This is a genomic window from Thermomonas sp., from assembly GCF_041919455.1.
Lineage (GTDB): Bacteria > Pseudomonadota > Gammaproteobacteria > Xanthomonadales > Xanthomonadaceae > Thermomonas.
This window is the reverse complement of the sequence record NZ_JAYRTQ010000008.1, coordinates 100,246-118,771: the sequence shown is the minus strand read 5'-3', so window position 1 is coordinate 118,771 and position 18,526 is coordinate 100,246. Positions and strand designations below refer to the sequence as shown.

Below are 18,526 nucleotides of genomic sequence, written 5' to 3'. Positions count from 1 at the left end.
TCCGGGGCTTCGTGGAAATACGGTCCCGGGTGCGCTGCGCTTACCCGGGCTACAGGGCTTTCCAGATGAAGAGCTGGATCCCGGCTTTCGCCGGGGTGACGAGCACAAACCGTTTCGGTTAGTCGCGCTCCAGCACCAGCAACGGATCGATCCGCACGTCGAACCAGTTCATGCCCCAGTGCAGGTGCGGGCCGGTCGCACGCCCGGTGGCGCCCACGGCGGCGATGATGTCGCCCTGTTTCACCACGTCCCCGACTTTCGCGTCGATCCGCGACAGGTGCAGGAAATTGCTGCTGATGCCGTGGCCGTGGTCGAGCACCACGGTGCCGCCGGTGAGGTAGAGGCCGGTGTCCGCGAAGGTGACCATGCCGTCGGCGGGGGCCTTGACCGGGGTGCCGTTCGGCGCGGCGATGTCCATGCCGGAATGCGGCGATTTCGGCGTGCCGTTGTACACGCGCTGGTTGCCGAAGCGGCCGCTGATGCGGCCTTGCACGGGCCAGCTGAAGGTTTGCGCGAAGCCGGTGCGGGCATCGTCGCGGGAACGCACCGCGACCACGCGTGCCTGCTCGCGTTCGATGCGTTCTGCGATCGCCTTGGGCGGGTTCACCGTCGCGGGCGGCACGCCGTTGATGCGTTCGATCGGCCAGTCGCGCGGTGTCACTGCGATGCTGATGTCGCGAGCGGGCGCATTCGGCGCCTGCACCTGGACCTGCAGTGGCCCGGCCGCGTCGCGGCCCACGCCGAACACCACGCTGCCGTACGGCGTGACCCGCAGTTCGCGGTCGCCGTAGCGCACCTTGCTGCCGGCGGGCACCTTGCCGACCACCATCGCGCCCTGGGAGACGGAACCCGGGAACACGACGCCGAGCACATCGCCGCGGTCGCGCAGGGTGAGTGGCGGCGGCAGGGCGGTGTCGGCGCGCTGCTGCGCCGGCGCCACGTTGGCCATGGCGAGGCAGAGCAGGGCGAGCAGCGGACGCAACGGCATCAGCGGTCGAACTGGAGGCGTTGCCCGGCAGGCTCACCGACCAGTGCTGAACCGTCCCACGCCAGCACGCCGTTGACCCAGGTCGCGGCGATCCGCGCGTGGAAGGTGGTGCCTTCGAACGGCGACCAGCCGCACCGGCTCAGGACGTCGCTACGTTGCACGGTGAACGGGGTGTCGTCGATCAAGACCAGGTCGGCCGCATAGCCTTCGCGCAGGAAGCCGCGGTTGGCCACGTCGAACAGCTGCGCCGGCGCATGCGCGAACTTCTGCACGACCTGCGCGGTGCTCAGCCGGCCCTCGTGCACCAGTTCCAGCGCCGCGTTCAGGGCGAACTGCACCAGCGGCAGGCCGCTGGGGGCGCCCGCATAGGGCTTCGCCTTTTCTTCCAGCGTGTGCGGGGCGTGGTCGGTGGCGAGGATGTCGATGCGGTCCTGCGCCAGCGCGTCGATCAGCGCTTCGCGGTCGGCCTCGTCCTTGATGGCGGGATTGCACTTGATCAGGTTGCCCAGCCGCGCGTAGTCGCCGCGGGCGAAGCGGGTGAAATGCACGCAGGTCTCGGCGGTGATCCTCTTGCGGCTGCCGTCGGCGCGGATCAGCGGGCCCTGCTCGAACAGTGCCAGTTCGTCGGCGGTGCTGATGTGCAGCACGTGCAGTTGCGTGCCGTGCCTGCGCGCGAGTTCCAGCGCGAGTCGCGTGGACTTGATGCAGGCCTCGCGGCTGCGGATGTCCGGATGGCATTCGACCGGGATGTCGTCGCCGTACTTCGCCTTGTACACGGCGAGGGTGGCGTCGATGGTCGGGGTGTCTTCGCAATGGGTGATGATCGGCACCGGGGTGTCGCGGAAGATCGCGTCCAGCGTCTCCGGGTTGTCGACCAGCATGTTGCCGGTGGACGCGCCCATGAAGACCTTCAGGCCGGGCGTGGCCTTCGGGTCGATCGCACGGACATCCGCCAGGTTGTCGTTGCTCGCGCCCATGTAGAAGCCGTAGTTCGCGTGGCAGCGCCCGGCGGCACGGCGGTATTTGTCTTCCAGCGCGTCCTTGTTCAGCGTCGGCGGCGCGGTGTTGGGCATGTCCATGAAGCTGGTCAGGCCCCCGGCGACCGCCGCGGCCGATTCGATCGCCATGTCCGCCTTGTATTCCATGCCGGGTTCGCGGAAGTGCACCTGGTCGTCGATCATCCCGGGCAGCAGGCGACGGCCAGCGGCATCGATGACGGTTTCTCCAGCGCGTGCAGGCAGGCCGTTGCCGATCTGCTCGATGCGGCCGTCCGCGAAGCGCAGGTCGCCGTCGAATTCGCGGCCTTCGTTCACCAGCCGGGCGTTGACGATCAGGGTGGAGGTCATGTCGGTTCCTTGGCGGGCGGGACGGGATCGTGCCCGCCGGGATGCAGGGGATGGCAGCGGCCGATGCGGCGGATCGCCAGCCAGCTGCCCTTGAGTGCGCCGAACCGGCCGATCGCCTCCATCGCGTACTCCGAACAGGTGGGCACGAACCGGCAACGGGTGCCGAGCAGGGGGCTGATCCAGCGCTTGTAGCCGCGCAGCAGTGCGATGAGGGATTGACTGATCAAGGATGGGTCGATCACGGGCCTTGCGCGCGGCGGGGCGCAGTCTGTCGCGGTTGCCGCTGTCTGCCCGGCAGGGTATAACAGCGCGCTTTCCCGTCTCAAGGGAACATCGAGGAATACCTGCTCGTGGCAGCGAAGAAACCCGTGAAAAAGGCCGCCAAGCCGGCCAAGAAGGCCGCTCCGGCGAAGAAGTCCGCCCCCGTGAAGAAGCCGGCCGCCAAGCCCGTGGCCAAGAAGGCCGCCCCGGCGAAGAAGCCGGCAGCCAAGCCGGTGGCCAAGAAGACGGCTCCGGCGAAAAAGCCGGTCCCCGCCAAGAAGCCGGCAGCCAAGCCGGTGGCCAAGCAGGCCGCACCGGCGAAGAAGCCGGCACCTGCGAAGAAGGTGGTTGCAGCTCCGGCCCCGAAGCAGGCCGCCGTGACCAAGCCGGCACCCGCGAAGGTAGCGCCCGCGAAGACGGTTGCGCCCGCGCCGGCAGCCGCCAAGCCGGCACCTGCGAAGGCCGCGCCGGCCAAGACCGCCCCCGCCCCGTCGAAGGCCGCGCCGGCACCGAAGAAGGAAGCAGTGCAGGTCGCCGCTCCCAAGCCGGCCACGGTCGTGCGCAAGCCGCAGGGCAAGGTCGCGGTGGCGGTGGTCTCCAAGCCCGCCAGCCCCGCGCCGAAGGGCAAGCTCAAGGTCGTTCCGTACCAGACCGACGAGGCGACCGGCCGTCCGATCCTGCCGGTGGGCTACAAGCCCGCGGCAGACGAGGAATACATGAGCCCGTTGCAGCTCGAGTATTTCCGCCAGCGCCTGTTCAACTGGCGCAGCGACCTGGTCGAGGAATCCAAGCAGACCATCGAGAACCTCAAGGAAGAAGTGCGCGATGTCGGCGATGAAGCCGAACGCGCCACCCGCGAGACCGAGAACTCGCTGGAACTGCGCACCCGCGACCGTTACCGCAAGCTGATCGGCAAGATCGACAGCACGCTGAAGCGACTGGACGGCGGGGACTACGGCTTCTGCGTGGATACCGGTGAGGAAATCGGCCTGGATCGCATGGAAGCGCGGCTCACCGCCGAGCGCACCATCGATGCGCAGGAACGCTGGGAGCACATGCAGAAGCAGATGGGCGACTGATCTTTCCCGTCCTGCCAGTTCATGAGACGGCGCCGAGAGGCGCCGTCTTCGTTTTCGGCTGAACATCCGTTGGTGTTCGTGAGTGTCGGCTAACGAAACCTGCACCTGCCCGCTACACGGGCAGGTGCAATCTGTGCGGGTGGCAACAGACAGACACGACCGCCTTGTTGCCGCGTCATTCCCCCAAAGGAGCACTGCACATGAACAAGGACATCATCGCCGGCAACTGGAAGCAGCTGAAGGGCAAGGCCCAGGCGAAGTGGGGCGACCTCACCGATGACGTGTTCGACGTCGCCGAAGGCAACAGCGAATACCTCTCCGGCAAGCTGCAGGAAAAGTACGGCTGGCAGCGCGATCGCGCCGACAAGGAAGTCTCCGACTTCCGCAATACGCTGAACTGATTCCAGCGGAATCAGCCATCAGTCGAAACGAAAGCCCGGCGCATGCGCCGGGCTTTTCCATGCGCGCAGATGCGGACTTACGCTACTGCAGCTCGCGTAGATCCAGCTTGCGCAGGCGCGGTGCCTTCCACGCTGTGATCCCCACCACGCCAATGGTGACGAAGCCGCCCACAACGACGGCCGGCACCAGACCCAGCAGGCGGGCCATCGAACCGGCATAGAACGCGCCGAGTTCGTTCGACGAACTGATGAAGATGCTGTTGACCGAAGACACGCGTCCACGCATCTCGTCCGGCGTGCACAGCTGCAGCACGGTCGAGCGCAGCACCACCGACACGCCATCGAACACACCCGACAGCAGCAGGAAGAACACCGACAACCAGAATGCCGTGCTCAGACCGAAGCCGATCATGCACGCGCCGAAACAGGCGACGGCCGCCAACATGATGCGCCCGGCGTTCGCCTGTAGCGGATGCCGCGCCAGCCACAGCGCCGCTGCCACCGAACCGAGGGCGGGTGCACCACGCAGGATGCCGAGCGCCTCCGGGCCGGTGTTCAGCACCTCCTTGATGAAGGCCGGGGCGAGTGAAATCGCGCCACCGAACAGCACCGCGAACATGTCCAGCGCCAGCGCGGCCAGCAGGATCTGGTGGCCGAACACGAAGCGCAGGCCCTCGCCGATGCTGGCGAACACCGGGCCGCGTTGCAGGGGCTGCGGCGGTTCGCTCACCGGCATGCACAGGAGTGCACCTGCTGCGGCCAACGCGAACACCGCGGCCAGCGCATAGGCCACCCATTTGCCGGCGGCACCGACCAGCAGGCCTCCGATCGCCGGTCCCAATACCAGGCCGGTCTGGAACACCACGCTGCCGATGCTGGCCCCGCGCGCGAACTGATCGCGGCGCAGGACCCGCGCGAACAATGCGTTGTGCACGGGGCCGAGGAAGGAACGGCCCACGCCGCCAATGGCGATCGCCAGGTAGATCGGCCACAGGCCTTGCAGCGGCAGGACACCGGTCGTGAGCAGGGCCAGCACGATCGCATTGAAGGCGAGCACGGTGCAGGCGATCGCGCCCAGCCGGCGTCGGCGCAGGTGATCGACCAGATAACCGGAGAACGGTGCCACGCAGAAGAACGGAATGACCTCGGCCAGGCCGATCAGGCCCAGCGACCAGGGGTCGCGGGTGAGCTCGTAGACATGCCAGCCCACGGTGACCGCGACGATCTGGTAAGAGAACAGCGTGCAGATCCGATACAGCATCAACCAGCGGAAACCGATGCTGGCCAGCGGCGACATCGGCAGCGCGCTCATTCGTGCAGGGTGGCCCTGGCCTGCATGTGCATGGCATGTTCGCGGATGAAGGCCAGCAAGGCGGCCAGGCCGTTGCTGCGGGTCGGCGACAGGTGTTTGGCCAGGCCGATGGCGGCGATGTAGTCGGGATCGGTGGCCAGGATCTCCTGGGCGCTGCGCCCCGAGTAGACGCGCAGGGCCAAGAACACCAGGCCCGAGACGATGGCCGAATCGCTGGCGGCGGCGAATTCGAGCTTCGCTGCGTCACCCGATGGCACGATCCAGACCATCGACTGGCAACCGAGCAGGCGATGCTCCTCACTCTTCCAGGCATCGGGGAAGGGCGGCAGCTTGCGGCCGAGGTCGATCAGGTACTGGTAGCGCTCCGACCAGTCGCCGAAGAACGCAAATTCTTCGGCGATGGCGGCCTGCGCTTCGGCCGGCGTCGCTTCGAGCGGGAAGGGCGAGTCGCTCATGCGCGTTTCCAGCGCACGCCTGCCGTGGTGTCTTCGAGCAGGATGCCTTCTTCGGCAAGCTGCTGGCGGATCGCATCGGCGCGGGCGAAGTCGCGCGATGCCTTGGCGGCGATGCGTTCGTCGATCAAGGCCTGGATGCGCGCGTCGTCATCGTTCGAGGCGCCGCGGGCGAACCATGCAGTCGGCGTCTGTTGCAGCAGGCCGAGCACCCTGCCTGCGCCAAGCAGCTGCGATTTCAGCGCGGCCCGATCTTCGGCCGATGCGGCCTTGCGCGCTTCGCCGGCGATGCGGGCGATTTCGGCCAGCGCCGCGGTCGTGTTGAGGTCGTCGTCGAGCGCGGCTTCGATGCTGGCGGGAATCACCGCTTGTGCATCTACATCGGCCAGATCGCGCAAGGTGCCGTACAGGCGATCCAGTGTGCGCACCGATTGCTCGATGAGCGAATCCGACCATTCCAGCGGCTGTCGGTACTGCGCGGACAGCAGCGCGTAGCGCAGTGCTTCCGGCGGATGCTCGCGGACCAGGTCGTGGACGCGCTGGATGTTGCCGACCGACTTCGCCATCTTGGCGCCGCCGAAATTGAGCATGCCGTTGTGCAGCCACCAGCGTGCGAACGGGGCACCGCCATGCGCGCACTCGCTCTGCGCGACTTCGTTCTCGTGGTGCGGGAACTGCAGGTCGATGCCGCCGGCGTGGATGTCGATGGTCGCGCCGAGATGCGCCTCGGCCATCGCCGAGCATTCGATGTGCCAGCCCGGGCGGCCGCGGCCCCAGGGCGAGTCCCAGCCGGGCAGGTCGTCGGTGGAGGGCTTCCACAGCACAAAGTCGCCGGCGTCGCGCTTGTACGGCGCCACCTCTACGCGCGCACCGGCCAGCATCTCGTCGGTATCGCGGCGCGAGAGCTTGCCGTAGCCGTCGAAGCTGGCCACCGCGAACAGCACGTGGCCTTCGGCCGCATACGCATGGTCCTCGGCGATCAGCCGCTCGATCATCGCGATCATCTGCGGCATGTGCGCGGTCGCGGCGGGCTCGATGTCGGGGGCGAAGTCGCCATCCACGCCGAGCATCGCCATGTCCTCGCGATACGCCGCCGCGTACTTGTCGGTGATCGAGGAGATCGGCGTGCCGAGTTCCCTGGCCGCCGCATTGATCTTGTCGTCGACGTCGGTGATGTTGCGCGCGTAGCGCAGGCCGCCGTAACGGCGGCGGAGCAGGGCGGCGAGCACCCCGAACACGACCGGCCCGCGGGCATTGCCGATGTGGACGTAGTTGTAGACCGTCGGCCCGCAGACATACATCGTCGGGCAGGCGGGGTCGAGCGGCGTGAACGGTTCGGTCCGTCGGGCAAGGGTGTTGTAGAGATGCAGTGTCATGGGGGCGGGCGCATTGGACAACGCATTGTAACGGCCAGTGCGCCGACGACAGGCTTGATTCATACCCGTCGAGCCCCGCGCCGATAGACTTGCACGCATGATCCTGCGCCGCGCCTTCCTTTCGAGCCTGTCCGCGACCGCCCTTCTGGCGTCGGCGATGGCGTACGCGCAGGATCCGCCGCCCGAGGTCGTCATCCCGCCCGAGAACGTGCGCTACGACTACGCCCAGGTCCTGGGGGTAAAGCCGATCTACCAGGTCCTGCGCACCACCAGCCAAGAGCGTGTCTGCGACGCAAGCCGGCAGGGCGATTCGAAATTGTCGCGTGTTGTGAGCTCGGTGAAGGGCCGTTTGAGCGGCAACACGACGCCCGAAGAGCGCAGGGCTGGCCTGAGCAATTGCCGAATGGAGCCGGTGTCGCGCGAGTTCCGCCGGCCGATCGCTTACGACGTGGACTACGTCTACAAGGGAAGCAAGTTCCGCACGCGGATGGCGCGCGACCCGGGCAACCGCTTGCGGGTGCGCGTCTCGATCACCCCCCAACCGCACGACTGAGGCCGCCGCTTGCATGCTGCGACGCGGCATGTCAGCATCCGCGCCCTGATGCACGCATCCCTCGCCACGCGCTACGCCAGTTCTGCCCGGATGGCCTCCGGCATGACGTCGCGTGCGCGCCGACCGGAACCTTCCCGAACCGCTGGGTAGACCGGATCGCGTTGTCGTGCATCTCCCGTCAAGACCCAGCCCGCAGGCTGGGTTTTTTCGTTTTGCCGTGCAGGATGCACGAATGCCGCGGGCGCAGGATGCGCAGGAGCGGCACCCTAGGTTTCAAGCGCAACCGTCCTCCTTCCACCGCCCCGATCCAAGGAACCGATGATGCAGCCCAAGCATTTCCTCAACACCCAGGACTGGAGCCGGGCCGACCTCGACGCCCTGTTGACCCAGGCGGCGCTGTTCAAGCGCAACAAGCTCGGCAGCGAGTTGAAAGGCAAGTCGATCGCCCTGGTGTTCTTCAATCCTTCGATGCGGACGCGTACCAGTTTCGAGCTCGGGGCGTTCCAGTTGGGCGGGCATGCGGTGGTGCTGCAGCCGGGCAAGGATGCGTGGCCGATCGAGTTCGACCTGGGCACGGTGATGGATGGCGACACCGAGGAGCACATCGCCGAAGTGGCGCGGGTGCTGGGCCGCTACGTGGACCTGATCGGCGTGCGCGCATTCCCGAAATTCGTCGACTGGCAGCGCGACCGCGAGGACATCGTGCTGAAGGCATTCGCGAAGTATTCGCCGGTGCCGGTGATCAACATGGAGACGATCACCCATCCCTGCCAGGAATTGGCGCATGTGCTGGCGCTGCAGGAGCACTTCGGCAGCAGCGACCTGCGCGGCAAGAAGTACGTGCTGACCTGGACCTATCATCCGAAGCCGCTCAACACGGCCGTGGCGAATTCCGCGCTGACCATCGCCACCCGCATGGGCATGGACGTGACCCTGCTGTGCCCGACGCCGGACTACGTCCTCGACCAGCGCTACATGGACTGGGCCGCGCAGAACGTGGCCGAGAGCGGCGGTTCGCTGGCGGTCAGCCACGACATCGAAAGTGCGTACTCCGGTGCCGATGTGGTCTACGCCAAGAGCTGGGGCGCGCTGCCGTATTTCGGCAACTGGGAGCCCGAGAAGCCGATCCGCGACCAGTTCAGGCACTTCATGGTCGACGAGGCCAAGATGGCGCTGACCAACAACGGCGTCTTCAGCCATTGCCTGCCGCTGCGCCGCAACGTCAAGGCCAGCGACGCGGTCATGGATTCGCCGAATTGCATCGCCATCGACGAAGCCGAGAACCGCCTGCATGTGCAGAAGGCGATCATGGCTGCGCTGGTCCGCTGAACCTTTCAACCCTCATCCGAGCCCTCTCCCGCCAGCGTGAGAGGGAGTCAACCAACGAGATATCGAAATGACGTCCCCCAATGACTCCCGCGACATCGTCCTGGCCTTTTCCGGCGGCCTTGATACCAGTTTCTGCGTGCCGTACCTGAAAGAGCAGGGCTGGAACGTGCATACGGTGTTCGCCGACACCGGTGGCGTGGATGCGGACGAACGCGCCTTCATCGAGCAGCGTGCCGCGGAACTGGGCGTCGCCAGCCACGTCACCGTGGATGGCGGGCCGGCGATCTGGAGCGGCTTCGTCAAGCCATTCGTGTGGGCGGGCGAGGGCTACCAGGGCCAGTACCCATTGCTGGTGTCGGACCGCTACCTGATCGTCGATTCATCGCTGGCGCGCGCGAAGGAACTCGGCACCAATGCCATCGCCCACGGCTGCACCGGCATGGGCAACGACCAGGTGCGCTTCGACCTGGCGGTCAAGGCCAGCGGCGATTACCGGATCGTGGCGCCGATCCGCGAGATTCAGAAAGAGCACACCCAGACCCGCGCTTACGAGCAGGCTTACCTGGAGCAGCGTGGCTTCGGCGTGCGCAGCAAGCAGAAGCAGTACACGATCAACGAAAACCTGCTGGGCCTGACCATGTCCGGCGCCGAGATCGACAGCTGGGAAGCGCCCGGCGATGGCGCGCGCGGTTGGTGCGCGAAGCGCGAGCATTGGCCCACCGACGCGCTGGAAGTCAGCCTGCGGTTCGTCGGCGGCGAGGCGGTGGCACTGGACGGCGTCGACCTGCCCGGCGACAAGCTCCTCGCCAAGCTCAACACCATGTTCGCGCAGTACGGCGTGGGCCGCGGCATGTATACCGGCGACACCACCATCGGCCTGAAGGGCCGCATCGTGTTCGAGGCGCCCGGCCTGACCGCACTGCTGGCGGCGCACCGCGCGCTGGAGGAAGCGGTGCTGACCAAGCTGCAGAACCGCTTCAAGCCGGACATCGCGAGGAAGTGGGTCGAGCTGGTCTACGAAGGCTTCTACCACGACCCGCTGAAGACCGATCTCGAGGCCTACCTGGCCTCGTCGCAGGCAACGGTCAATGGCGAGGTGGTGTTGCGTACCAACGGCGGTCGTGTCGATGCGGTGGCGGTGCGTTCGCCGCACATCCTCAACAGCAAGGGCGCGACGTACGCGCAATCGGCCGACTGGGGCGTCGAGGAAGCCGAAGGCTTCATCAAGCTGTTCGGCATGAGCAGCACGCTGTGGGCGCAGGTCAATCAGGAAAAATGAGCGAACGTAGCCCGGATAAGCGAAGCGCATCCGGGGTGCCACACGGAGTTCCCGGATGCGCTTCGCTTATCCGGGCTACAGATTCCAGCAGTTGTCCTCCGGAACAGACACATGCTCGATGATGTTCTAACCCACCTCGAAGCGCTGGTGTCCTTCGACACCCGCAACCCGCCGCGCCTGATCGGCACTGGCGGGATCTTCGACTACATCCGCGCGCAACTGCCGGGTTTCCGCGTCGAGGTCAGCGACCACGGCGACGGTGCGGTCTCGCTGTTCGCCGTGCGTGGCAACCCGCGTCGGGTGTTCAACGTGCACCTCGACACCGTGCCCTCGTCGGAGGCGTGGACGGCCGATCCGCATGTGATGCGCCGCTTCGATGATCGCGTAGTCGGCCTGGGCGTCTGCGACATCAAGGGTGCGGCTGCAGGATTGATCGCGGCGGCGAATGTCACCGAGGGCGATGCCGCCTTCCTGTTCTCCTCCGACGAGGAAGCCAACGATCCGCGTTGCATCGCCGCGTTCCTGGGCAGCGACCACGGATTTTCCGAAGCGATCATCGCCGAGCCCACCCGCTGCGAGGCGGTGCTGGCGCATCGCGGGATCAGCTCGGTGCTGATGAAGTTCAAGGGCGAGGCGGGTCATGCATCCGGTGCGAACGCGCTGACCGCCAGTGCGCTGCACCAGGCAATGCGCTGGGGTGGCAACGCGCTGGACCTGGTCGAAGGCGAGGCGAACGCGCGCTTCGGTGGCCTGACCGGGCTGCGCTTCAACATCGGCAAGGTCGAAGGCGGCATCAAGGCCAACATGATCGCGCCGAGCGCCGAGGTGCGCTTCGGGTTCCGCCCGCTGCCGTCGCAGGACATCGATGCGTTGCACCTGCGTTTCGGCTCCTGCGCGACTGCAGGTGCGCTGGATCGCTACGAGGAAACCTTCCGCGGCCCGTCGCTGCCGGCCGGCGACGTGGCCAGCGCAGAGGAGCGCCGCCTGCTGGCGCGCGATCTTGCCGATGAACTCGGTTTGCCGATCGGCAATGCGGTCGATTTCTGGACCGAAGCCTCGTTGTTCTCGCAGGCCGGCCTGACCGCCCTGGTCTACGGGCCGGGCGACATCGCCCAGGCCCATACCGCCGACGAATTCGTCACGCTCGATCAATTGCAGCGTTACGCCGGCACCATCACCCGCCTGCTTCAAAACAACTTGTCTGGAACCACCACGCCGTGACGCCGATGTTGACCACGAATGCCATCCACGATCCGCAGACCCGCCAGACCATCGTGCGCCTGCTGTCGAGCATGGGCAGCGCCAAGGAAATCAACCAGTACCTCAAGCGCTTCTCGCAGCTCGATGCGGCGCGCTTCGCGATCGTCAAGGTCGGCGGCGCCGTGCTGCGCGATGACCTGGATGCACTGGTGTCATCGCTGGCCTTCCTGCAGGACGTGGGCCTGACCCCGATCGTGATCCACGGCGCCGGTCCCCAGCTCGATGCGGAACTGTCCGCCGCCGGTATTGTCAAGCAGACCATCGACGGGCTGCGGGTGACGTCGCCGGAAGCGTTGGCGATCGTGCGCCGCGTCTTCCATGCGCAGAACCTCAAGCTGGTCGAAGCCCTGCAGGCGAGCGATGCGCGCGCCACCAGCATCGTCTCCGGCGTGTTCGAAGCCGACTATCTCGATCGCGAACGCTTCGGCCTGGTCGGCGAAGTGAAGCGGGTCGACCTGGCCCCGATCCAGGCCAGCCTGCAGGCGGGTTCGATCCCGGTGATCGCGTCACTGGGCGAGACCGTCGGCGGGCAGATCCTCAACGTCAATGCCGATTTCGCCGCCAACGAGCTGGTGCAGGTGCTGCAGCCGTACAAGATCGTGTTCCTGACCGGCACCGGCGGCCTGCTGGATGCGGACGGCAAGGTGATCGACTCGATCAACCTCTCGACCGAATACGAGCACCTGATGCAGCAGCCGTGGATCGAGGGCGGCATGCGGGTGAAGATCGAGCAGATCAAGGACCTGCTGGACGGCTTGCCGCTGGCGTCGTCGGTGTCGATCACGCGGCCGGCGGAACTCGCGAAGGAGCTGTTCACCCACAAGGGCTCGGGCACGCTGGTGCGGCGCGGCGAGCGCGTGGTAGAGGCCTCGTCGTGGGATGCGTTCGACCTGGACCGCCTGCGCGGCCTGATCGAGTCCGCGTTCGGTCGCAAGTTGCTGCCGGATTATTTCGAGACGACGACGCTGCATCACGCCTATGTCAGCGAGAACTACCGTGCTGCGGTGATCCTCACCCGTGAGGGCGCCGGCACCTACCTCGACAAGTTCGCGGTGCTCGACGACGCGCAGGGCGAAGGGCTGGGTCGCGCGGTCTGGCAGGTCATGCGTGACGCAAATCCACGCCTGTTCTGGCGTTCGCGCCATGGCAATCCGGTCAATCCTTTCTATTACGCGGAATCGGACGGCTGCATCAAGCAGGACAAGTGGAAAGTGTTCTGGTACGGGCTGTCCGCGATGGACGAGATCGCGGATTGCATCGCGTACTGCGCGAGCCATGCGGCCACCCTGAAGGATCCGGCATGAACACCTTGCGCGTCGGCATCGTCGGTGCCCGCGGTTACGTCGGCGCTGAATTGATCCGCCTGCTGGCCGCGCATCCGCGGTTCGAGCTCGCCTACGTGACCTCGCGCGAGCTGGTGGGGCAACCGTTGGCCGCGCATATCGCGGGTTATGTCGGCGACGTGCAGTACACCTCGCCTGCGTATGAAGACCTGCCTGCGCTCGGTGCCGATGCGGTGGTGCTGGCATTGCCGAACGGCAAGGCCGCACACATCGTCCAGCAGTTCGATGCCGCCGGCGCTGATCCCGCGATCATCGATCTGTCCGCCGACTACCGCTTCGATCCGTCCTGGTACTACGGCCTGCCCGAGCTGACCCGCGCGCGGTACGCCGGCCAGCGCCGGATCAGCAATCCCGGTTGCTACGCCACTGCGATGCAGCTGGCGATCGCGCCGATGGCGAACGTGCTGGACGGACCGGTGCAGTGCTTCGGTGTGTCGGGCTACTCCGGCGCGGGCACCACGCCCGGCGACAAGAACAACACAGAGCTGCTGCGCGACAACCTGATGCCATATGCGCTGACCGGGCATGTGCATGAGCGCGAGGTGTCGAAGCAGCTTGGCCATCCGGTCGAGTTCATGCCGCATGTCGCGCCGCATTTCCGCGGGCTGACGATCACCGCGAACCTGCGGTTGTCGATCGCGTTCGACCTCGAGGAAGTCTTCGCGCGCTACCGTGGCCGCTATGCCGGCGAACCGCTGGTGCGCGTCCTGGACGCGGCGCCGTGGGTCAGCCGCATCGCCGGTGCGCACCATGTCGAACTGGGCGGCTTCACCCTGAGCGGCGATGGCAAGCGGCTGGTCGTTGTCGCCACCGAGGACAACCTGTTGAAGGGCGCGGCCACGCAGGCCCTGCAGAATCTCAACATGGCGTTTGGTTTGGACGAATTCCTCGGGATTCCGCTGTAATCCTCCGACAAGGAAAAGGCGACGATGGCTGACCTGTTGTGGCAAAAACCCGGCGTCGCCGTCGATGCGCGGATCCAGGCGTTCCTGGCCGGCGACGACGTGCTGCTGGACCGCGAATTCTTCCTGCACGACATCACCGCCAGCACGGCGCATGCCGAAGGCCTGGAGCGCATCGGCATCCTCACCGCCGATGAACTGGCTGGTCTGGAGCGCGAGCTGGCGGTTCTGGCGGATGATTTCCGCAGCGGCGATTTCGTCCTCGACGAACTCTTCGAGGATGGCCATTCCGCGATCGAAGCGCGCCTGACCGAGCGGCTGGGCGATGCCGGCCGCAGGATCCATACCGGCCGCAGCCGCAACGACCAGATCCTCGTCGCCACGCGGTTGTGGCTGAAGGAAAAGCTGGCGCGCGTCGCCGAACTCAGTCGCGAGATCGCCAAGGTCGCGCTGGATCGCGCCGACGCCGAGAAAGGCCTGCCGATCCCCGGCTACACGCATATCCAGCGCGCCGTGGTCTCGTCGGCGGGGATGTGGTGGGCGGGCTGGGCCGAGGCCTTCATCGACGATGCGATCCGCGCCGCCGATACGCTCAAGCTGGTCGATGCGAATCCGCTGGGCACGGCCGCCGGTTACGGCGTGAACCTCACACTGGATCGCGAGCACACCACACAGGCGCTCGGCTTCGCGCGCATGCAGGTGTCGCCGGTCTACGCGCAGCTCTCACGCGGCAAGTTCGAGCTGGCCGCGCTGGAAGCGCTGGGTAGCGCGACGCTGGACCTGCGCCGCCTGGCCTGGGACCTGTCGCTGTACACCACCGCCGAATTCGGCTTCGTCGCCTTGCCGGCGCAATACACCACCGGCAGTTCGATCATGCCGAACAAGCGCAATCCCGACGTCATCGAACTGATGCGCGCCACCCACGCCAGCGTGGCTGCGGCGCGCACCGAGATCGAGCAGTTGCTGTCGCTGCCGTCCGGCTACCAGCGCGACCTGCAGGCCTCGAAGGGCGCGATCTTCCACGGCTTCGGCCGCGGCTTGGCCGCACTGGAATTGCTGCCTGATCTGCTGGCCAACCTCGAATGGCGCGAAGACCGGCTGCGCGCGGCGATCGACTCCGGCATGTACGCCACCGATGTCGCGGTGGAGGCCGCCGTCGCCGGCGTGCCATTCCGCGAGGCCTACAAGGCTGCCGCCGCTTCCGCCGATTCTGCAGGGGTTGGCAGGACGCCGGAAGGCTCGCTGGCCGTGCGCACCTCGCCCGGCGGAGCGGCGGATCTGCGCCTCGACACTTTGCGCGCGCGTTTCGACGCACTGGCCTGAACGATGAATATTTTCGCACCGCAACCCCTGCCGACCTGGCGACGCGCGGTGCTGAAGGTCGGCAGCAGCCTGCTTGCCGGCGATGGCGGGCTGGATCCCGTGCATGCACGCGGCTTGGCCGGGTTCATCGCGGCGTCGCGTGCGCAGGGCCGTGAGGTCGTGCTGGTCTCGTCCGGCGCGGTCGCCGTGGGGCGTGGGCGGATTGGTGCGGCCGGCAATGGCATCGTCCAGCGCCAGGCCCTGGCTGCGCTCGGGCAGGCTTCGCTGATGGGCTTCTGGCAGGTGCTGTTCGAAGCGCCGGTCGCGCAGGTACTGCTCACGCATGACGACCTGCGCAATCGCCGCCGCTATCTCAACGCGCGCACCGCGCTGCAGGAACTGCTGCGCCTGGGCGCGCAACCGATCGTCAACGAGAACGACACCGTCGCGGTGGACGAACTCAAGCTGGGCGATAACGACAATCTTGCAGCGGCTGTCGCGTCGCTGGTCGAGGCCGACCTGCTGCTGATCGCCACCGACATCGCCGGCCTGTACAGCGGCCATCCGCAACGCGATGTCGATGCGCGTCCGATCGAACGCGTGGACGTGGTCTCGCCGGAGGTGCTGGCGATGGCGGGCGGCGCAGGTACGCTCGGCACCGGCGGCATGCGCACCAAGCTGGAAGCGGCGTCGAAGGCATCGGCGGCCGGCATTGCCACGGCGCTGTTCTGCGGCCGCGACGCGGCGACGGTCGATGCGCTGGGCGAGAATGTGTTGCATGGCACCTTGATCGCCGCGCACGGCAGCCGGATCAGCGCACGCAAGCAGTGGCTGCGGCATTCGCCGGCGTCTGGTGCGATCCGCGTGGATGACGGCGCGAAGGTGGCACTGCTGCGTGGCGCGTCGCTGCTGCCTGGCGGCGTGCGGCATGTGGAAGGCGATTTCCGTCGTGGCGACGTGGTCGACGTGCGTGCAGGCGACGGCACGTTGCTGGCGCGCGGGCAGGCGCAATACAACGCAGGCGAAAGCACGCGCATCGCCGGCCACCACAGCCGCGACATCGAGGCGATCCTCGGCTTCCGCTACGACGAAGCGATGATCCATCGCGATGATCTCGTCCTGCTGCAACATACCGATCCCCGGAAGGAAGCGAGCTCATGACGACGGCTTTCGCCAGTGGCTATGTGCGCGGGCTGGCGCTGGCGGCCCGCGAGGCGCAGGTCGCCGTTGCGATGGCCGATGCGGAAGCGCGGCGCACGCTGCTGGAAGCGATGGCCGACCAATTGCTCGCCGGGCAAGGCACGATCCTGGCCGCGAACGCCGACGATCTTGCGAAGGCGGCCGCGAACGGTGCGACCAAGGCGACGCTGGATCGCCTCGCATTGAACCCGGAACGCGTGCAGGGCATGGCCGATGCCTTGCGGGAAGTCGCGGCGCAGCCTGATCCGCTCGGCGAGATCACCCGCAGCGACACGCGACCGAACGGCCTGGTCATCGAACGCCAGCGCATCCCGCTGGGCCTGGTGGCGATGATCTACGAAGCGCGTCCGAACGTGACCGCCGAGGCCGCGGCGCTGTGCCTGAAGGCGGGCAATGCGGTGCTGCTGCGCGGCGGGTCGGAGGCTGCGGCCAGCAATGCAGCGATCGCCGCCTGCCTGCATGCAGCATTGCGCGAGGCCGATTTGCCGGAAGCAGCGGTGTCGCTGGTCGCGGACACTGCACGCGAACACGTGCTGGAGCTGCTACAACTGTCCGACCTGGTCGACCTCGCCATCCCGCGCGGTGGCGAGAGCCTGATCCGCTTCGTCGCCGAACATGCGCGCGTGCCGGTGATCAAGCATTACAAGGGCGTCTGCCATCTGTACGTGGACCGCGCCGCCGACATCGAGCTGGCGCTGGGCTTGCTGGTCGACGGCAAGACCTCGCGCCCCGGCGTGTGCAACGCGCTGGAAACCCTGCTGGTCCATCGCGACATCGCCACCGATTTCCTGCCGCGTGCATTGGCTGTGCTGGCGTCGCATGGCGTGGAGGTGCGCGCCGACGAGGCGACCCGCGGTTTCGATTCGTCGCTCGCGCCGGCCACCGACGCCGACTACGACGCCGAGTTCCTCGATCTCGTGATCGCAGTGAAGGTGGTCGATGACCTTCATGCCGCACTGGCGCATATCGCCCGGTTCGGTTCCGACCATACCGAGGTGATCGCGACCACCGATGACGCAACGGCGCAGGCTTTCGTTCGCGGCACCCGCAGTTCGGCGGTGATGGTGAATGCCTCCTCGCGCTTCAATGATGGCGGCCAGCTGGGCCTTGGCGCGGAGATCGGCATCTCCACCACACGCCTGCATGCCTATGGCCCGATGGGCGCGGAAGCGCTGACCATCGAGCGTTTCGTGGTGCGAGGCGAAGGGCAGCGGCGCCACCCGCCGATGGGCTGAAGCCCGCACGGCAAACCCTCGACGCGAGTGGATGGAACGGCGTGAGCCGATTGGCCTCCGCTTTGCGCTTCTACAAGGCAGGGCGGTGCTGCATGCCCGTTCATCCGGTTCAGCCGACTAGGCCATTTGGTCGATAGGCGGTCGGACGGGGGCGGCACTACCCTGCGGGTGGCCACCGGGTCGCCGGGGCTGTTATCGAACGTAGGGGACGGGCGATGGACTCTTCATTGCGATGCGCAAGGCATCGTGCGTTGTCGTTGCTGGTTGCCTTAGGCGCATGCCTGGGCATGGTCGCCAGCCCCATGGTCCACGCGAGTTGCGCGCCGTTGGGCGGTGCGGTGTCGACGTCGACGTCGCTGGTGTCGGGGGCCGTGCTTGCGCCGCAGACCGCGCCGGCGGCTGCGGTCCCGTCGGCTGACGTGCAGGGAGAAGCGCGTCAGGCGCTGGCGGCGATTGGCCGGTTGGAGGATGCCGATACGGCGTTGTCGCTGGCGGCGGAAGGCGCGGCGGGATCGGCGAGGGCAACCAGTTCATCTACCAGGAGCAGCGCTTCCGGCAATCGCCGACCGCGCCGGAATCGGTGGCCGAATGGTTCGATGACGACGAACTGGAAGGTTCGGTGGTGGACCTGATGCAGGCGGCGATCTGCCCGGTGCCGGATCCGTCCGACCCGTTGCAGTCCGCGGCGAGCCGGGACGAGCTGGGGCAGGAATGGCTGAAGTCCCGCCACCGCTTGCGGCTGAGCAACTGCATCGACAACAGCAACGCCCCTGGATGCCGATTCTGAGGGGTGTGTAGGCGGGCGGGATACGCGAGATGGCGAGGATTCCGGACAGCGGATCCTCGTCGTGACGGGCTATGCCTTATCGACGATGGGCGATGTCCTGCACGGTTCCTAGACTTCGTTG

At 66.9% G+C, this 18,526-nt stretch carries 17 protein-coding genes and 1 pseudogene; 12 read left to right on the top strand and 6 right to left on the bottom strand.

What is annotated here, in order from left to right:
* Positions 1-118: 118 nt before the first annotated feature.
* From ACE3T8_RS07625 to yidD, 3 genes and pseudogenes are all read right to left on the bottom strand, one after another.
* Positions 119-862: pseudogene (locus ACE3T8_RS07625) on the bottom strand (M23 family metallopeptidase); the annotation flags it as partial.
* Positions 863-987: 125 nt separating this feature from the next.
* Positions 988-2,334, bottom strand: a complete 1,347-nt coding sequence (locus ACE3T8_RS07620; protein ID WP_374608160.1) for a dihydroorotase — start codon at positions 2,332-2,334, stop codon at positions 988-990.
* Positions 2,331-2,561 carry a membrane protein insertion efficiency factor YidD gene (yidD, locus tag ACE3T8_RS07615; RefSeq protein WP_374608158.1) on the bottom strand — a complete coding sequence of 77 codons (231 nt, stop codon included), beginning with the start codon at positions 2,559-2,561 and terminating at the stop codon, positions 2,331-2,333. The genes ACE3T8_RS07620 and yidD overlap by 4 nt, the downstream gene beginning before the upstream one ends.
* A gap of 123 nt (positions 2,562-2,684) precedes the next feature.
* On the opposite strand from yidD, the gene dksA reads away from it, so the two are divergent.
* Entirely contained in the window at positions 2,685-3,674 is a 990-nt protein-coding gene (gene dksA, locus ACE3T8_RS07610; protein ID WP_374608156.1) for an RNA polymerase-binding protein DksA, read from the top strand.
* 200 nt (positions 3,675-3,874) lie between these two features.
* The gene (locus ACE3T8_RS07605) at positions 3,875-4,075 is read left to right on the top strand and encodes a CsbD family protein (protein ID WP_187552420.1); all 201 of its coding nucleotides are present in this window, start codon (positions 3,875-3,877) and stop codon (positions 4,073-4,075) included.
* An 82-nt stretch (positions 4,076-4,157) separates the two neighbouring features.
* Here ACE3T8_RS07605 and ACE3T8_RS07600 read toward each other — a convergent pair whose 3' ends face one another.
* From ACE3T8_RS07600 to cysS, 3 genes are read right to left on the bottom strand one after another with little or no spacing between them, the layout of a single operon-like run.
* A complete protein-coding gene (locus ACE3T8_RS07600; RefSeq protein WP_374608154.1) occupies positions 4,158-5,387 on the bottom strand; it encodes an MFS transporter in 1,230 nt (409 codons plus the stop codon).
* Complete coding sequence (locus ACE3T8_RS07595; RefSeq protein ID WP_187552418.1) at positions 5,384-5,842, bottom strand: SufE family protein; 459 nt, start codon at positions 5,840-5,842, stop codon at positions 5,384-5,386. The genes ACE3T8_RS07600 and ACE3T8_RS07595 overlap by 4 nt, the downstream gene beginning before the upstream one ends.
* Complete coding sequence (gene cysS, locus ACE3T8_RS07590) at positions 5,839-7,215, bottom strand: cysteine--tRNA ligase (protein ID WP_374608152.1); 1,377 nt, start codon at positions 7,213-7,215, stop codon at positions 5,839-5,841. The genes ACE3T8_RS07595 and cysS overlap by 4 nt, the downstream gene beginning before the upstream one ends.
* A 97-nt stretch (positions 7,216-7,312) precedes the next feature.
* Between cysS and ACE3T8_RS07585 the strand changes: the two genes are divergently transcribed.
* The 10 genes from ACE3T8_RS07585 to ACE3T8_RS07540 all read left to right on the top strand — a co-directional run bounded on the left by ACE3T8_RS07585 (position 7,313) and on the right by ACE3T8_RS07540 (position 18,405).
* Positions 7,313-7,768: a hypothetical protein gene (locus ACE3T8_RS07585; protein ID WP_374608150.1), complete on the top strand. Its 456-nt coding sequence runs from the start codon at positions 7,313-7,315 to the stop codon at positions 7,766-7,768.
* Between the two features lie 321 nt (positions 7,769-8,089).
* Positions 8,090-9,097, top strand: coding sequence for an N-acetylornithine carbamoyltransferase (locus tag ACE3T8_RS07580; protein WP_374608148.1), 1,008 nt, complete (start codon positions 8,090-8,092; stop codon positions 9,095-9,097).
* 67 nt (positions 9,098-9,164) lie between these two features.
* Positions 9,165-10,376: an argininosuccinate synthase gene (locus tag ACE3T8_RS07575; protein WP_374608147.1), complete on the top strand. Its 1,212-nt coding sequence runs from the start codon at positions 9,165-9,167 to the stop codon at positions 10,374-10,376.
* A 111-nt stretch (positions 10,377-10,487) separates the two neighbouring features.
* Positions 10,488-11,597, top strand: coding sequence for an acetylornithine deacetylase (locus ACE3T8_RS07570; RefSeq protein WP_374608145.1), 1,110 nt, complete (start codon positions 10,488-10,490; stop codon positions 11,595-11,597).
* Between the two features lie 5 nt (positions 11,598-11,602).
* On the top strand, positions 11,603-12,940 hold the full coding sequence (locus tag ACE3T8_RS07565; protein WP_374608143.1) for an acetylglutamate kinase: 1,338 nt from the start codon (positions 11,603-11,605) through the stop codon (positions 12,938-12,940).
* Complete coding sequence (gene argC, locus ACE3T8_RS07560; protein ID WP_374608142.1) at positions 12,937-13,884, top strand: N-acetyl-gamma-glutamyl-phosphate reductase; 948 nt, start codon at positions 12,937-12,939, stop codon at positions 13,882-13,884. Before ACE3T8_RS07565 ends, argC begins: the two co-directional genes overlap by 4 nt.
* Positions 13,885-13,908: 24 nt before the next feature.
* Entirely contained in the window at positions 13,909-15,204 is a 1,296-nt protein-coding gene (gene argH / locus ACE3T8_RS07555) for an argininosuccinate lyase (RefSeq protein ID WP_374608141.1), read from the top strand.
* Between the two features lie 3 nt (positions 15,205-15,207).
* Positions 15,208-16,344 (top strand): glutamate 5-kinase, encoded by a 1,137-nt coding sequence (gene proB, locus ACE3T8_RS07550; RefSeq protein WP_374608140.1) that lies wholly within the window; start codon positions 15,208-15,210, stop codon positions 16,342-16,344.
* On the top strand, positions 16,341-17,618 hold the full coding sequence (locus ACE3T8_RS07545; protein WP_374608138.1) for a glutamate-5-semialdehyde dehydrogenase: 1,278 nt from the start codon (positions 16,341-16,343) through the stop codon (positions 17,616-17,618). Before proB ends, ACE3T8_RS07545 begins: the two co-directional genes overlap by 4 nt.
* Before the next feature lie 580 nt (positions 17,619-18,198).
* Positions 18,199-18,405 carry a hypothetical protein gene (locus ACE3T8_RS07540; protein ID WP_374608136.1) on the top strand — a complete coding sequence of 69 codons (207 nt, stop codon included), beginning with the start codon at positions 18,199-18,201 and terminating at the stop codon, positions 18,403-18,405.
* The last annotated feature ends 121 nt before the right edge of the window (positions 18,406-18,526 follow it).